The sequence below is a fragment of the Microbacterium sp. Bi128 genome (assembly GCF_918698205.1).
In genome coordinates this window covers 1-2,490 of record NZ_CAKKMM010000746.1, presented here as the reverse complement: position 1 = coordinate 2,490, position 2,490 = coordinate 1, and the positions used below count along the sequence as shown (strand labels likewise).

General features: G+C 70.6%; 2 protein-coding genes. Both read left to right on the top strand.

What is annotated here, in order from left to right:
- The coding region (locus tag LQV45_RS25700) for an ABC transporter (RefSeq protein ID WP_230009471.1) at positions 1-1,320 on the top strand (1,320 nt) is incomplete at its 5' end.
- Positions 1,317-2,490, top strand: a 1,174-nt coding sequence (locus LQV45_RS25695) for a GTPase (protein WP_230009470.1), incomplete at its 3' end; no start/stop codon positions are given. The genes LQV45_RS25700 and LQV45_RS25695, both read left to right, overlap by 4 nt.

The window sequence follows — 2,490 nt, the reverse complement described above, 5'->3', positions numbered from 1 at the left end:
CCCGGCCCGGTGACCTCCCTGGTCCTGGTCTCCGACTCCGCGGTCCCGCCCGGAATCGCCCTGGTCGACGCGCCCGACGTCGACTCCATTTCCGAGAACAACCGGCAGCTGGCCGGGCAGTTGCTTGCCGCCGCAGACCTCTGGGTGTTTGTCACCACAGCCAACCGGTATGCCGACGCCGTGCCCTGGCGCCTGCTCCTGGATGCGGCCTCCCGCGATATCATGGTGGCCGTGGTCCTGGACCGGGTGCCGCCGGCGGCGGAAGCGGAGGTTAGCGCCGATCTGCAGGCCATGCTCAGCCGGGAAGGGCTGGGGGCCGCCAAACTGTTTGTGGTTCCGGAGCTGCCGCTGGATGCCGCGGGGATGCTTCCGGCAGAGGCCGGCGAGCCGCTGCGCGTTTGGCTCGGGAAGCTGGCCGGGGACGCCGCGGGACGGGCCGGAATCGCCCGGCGCACCCTCAACGGCACCCTCCTCGCCCTCGCCCACCGCGCCGACGCGGCGGAGCGGGCGCTGTCCGAACAGCAGCACGCAGCCGATGTTCTCGCAGCCGACGCCCGCAACGCCTATGACGACGCCGTAGCCAGGATCCTCGAGGCCACCCGCGACGGCGCACTGCTGCGCGGCGAAGTGCTGGCGCGCTGGCAGGACTTCGTCGGGACCGGGGAATTCTTCCGCGCCATGGAACAGAACATCGGACGCTTCCGTGACCGCGTGGGCGCGTTCGTCCGGGGTGAACCGGCGCCTGCGGTCAGGGTGGAAACCGCGATCGAAACGGGACTGCAGGCGGTCATTGTCGATCAAGCCGCCAAGGCCGCCGAGCACACCGACCAGCGGTGGCGTTCAGACCCCGCCGGAAGGCAGGTGCTGGGCACCGACGATCTTTCCGGTGCCTCCGAGGGCTTCGCGGATGCTGTGGCGGCCGAAATCCGCGCTTGGCAGGGGAGCCTGATGGAACTCATCCGCACCGAAGGCCAGGGCAAGCGCACCCAGGCCCGCTGGTTGTCCTTCGGAATCAACGGCCTCGGCGCTGCCTTGATGATTGTGGTGTTCTCCATGACCGCGGGCCTGACCGGGCTTGAGATCGGAGTTGCCGGCGGCACCGCCGTCGTGGGTCAGCGCCTCCTGGAGGCAGTATTCGGGGAGGACGCCGTCCGCCGGCTGGCCCGGACCGCGCGCGAAGACCTGCATCTGCGGTGCCAGGGCCTGCTGGCTGCGGAGTGCCGGCGGTTCTTGACCCGGCTGGAGGTCGACGTCGGCGTGCCGCCCTCAGCCATTGCCGGGCATGCGGCGGCACTGCGCCGGCTGGCGGCCACGTCATGAGCCGTCATGCGGCCGCCCGCGAGACGTCCCAGCTCGATCGCAGACTGGAAGCGCTCAACAGCGCCACGGAGCTCGCATCCGGAGTCCTCCCGGAGGAGATCCTGGCCGGTGTCCTGCAGGTGCTCGACCGCGCGAGTTCGCGGCGGTCGCTGTCCGGAGACCACACGGTGGTCGGGTTTTTTGGAGCCACCGGCAGCGGCAAGTCCTCGCTTTTCAATGCCGTAAGCGGCGAGGAGATCGCGACGGCGGCCGTGCGCAGGCCGACCACCACCGAGCCGCTGGCGGGCATTTGGGGCGTCCAGGGCAGCGATGCGCTGCTGGATTGGCTGGAGGTCCGAAAGCGCCACGCTGCGGCACCGATCAAAGGGTTCGCCGACGACGACACCGGGCTGATCCTTCTGGACCTGCCGGACTTTGACTCGACCAGGGCCGCCAACCGTGAGATTGTGCAGCGGATGGTGGGCCTGGTGGACGTCCTCGTCTGGGTCCTCGATCCGCAGAAATATGCCGACGCCGCCGTGCACAACGATTTCCTGGCCCCTCTGTCCTCGCACGGGGCCGTGACGATCGTGGTGCTCAACCAGATCGACAGGCTCCCGGAGCACGAGGTCCGGCCGGTCCTGGAATCCCTCACAGCTATCCTGGCGCGGGACGGGCTGGGCAAAGTTCAGGTCCTCGGGGCTTCCGCTGTGCTGGGGACGGGGGTGGACAAGGTGCGGGCCGCGATCCGGCAGGTGGCGATGCAGCGTAAAGCGATGTCACAGCGACTTGCGGCAGATGTCACGCTGGCCGCCGCCCGGCTGGCCGAGGCGTCCGGCCTGCCCACGGGTGGCACGACGGCCGCTGGTGGCGGGACGGCCGCAGGTGCGACGGCCGCGGCCAAGGCCCGGCTGGCTGGGGAGTTGGCTGCGGCCGCCAATGTGCCGTTGGTGGTCGACGCCGTCGCCCGGTCCTATCGGCTGGAGGCAACCCGGCGCACGGGCTGGCCGGTGACCCGCTGGCTGGCCAGATTCCGGCCGGATCCGCTGCGGCGTCTGAACCTGCGCCGCGAGGGCGCCAAGCCTGAGCTGAACCGGACCTCGCTGCCGCCTGCCGGGGCGCCGGAACAGGCGCGGACCGATGCCGCCGTCCGGGAATTCGCTGAGGCGGCGTCCGCCGGTGCCCCTGGCC